This is a genomic window from Pseudomonas sp. CROZ-RG-20F-R04-15 (assembly GCF_022662375.1).
GTDB lineage: Bacteria > Pseudomonadota > Gammaproteobacteria > Pseudomonadales > Pseudomonadaceae > Aquipseudomonas.
The window spans coordinates 1-235 of the sequence record NZ_JAKNQL010000087.1; the positions used below are offsets into that span (position 1 = coordinate 1).

Here is a 235-nt window from a genome sequence, read left to right on the forward strand (position 1 = left end):
GCGTTTGAACACCCGCATACCCTGGCTGTATTCGTAGCGTTCGGCGTCACTGTTGTGGTTCTCGCGGGCCAGCAGAATGACCTGTTCCAGTTCGTCGCGGGCAGTCCAGCTCAGAGGTTTGCCCAAGTGAATGGCTTGCAGGTTGCCGTGGCGGTCGAACAGTTTGTCGAACTCCGGTTCCGCATCCCCCGGTTTCCAGCGCACCCCGCGATTGCTGTTCGGGTCGATGCGCATC

1 protein-coding gene is annotated in these 235 nt (G+C 60.4%); it reads right to left on the reverse strand.

Going from position 1 to position 235, the window contains the following annotated elements; all coding sequences use genetic code 11:
* Positions 1 to 235 (reverse strand): hypothetical protein (locus L8H52_RS30395; RefSeq protein WP_242210175.1); only part of this gene is annotated, 235 nt, incomplete at both ends.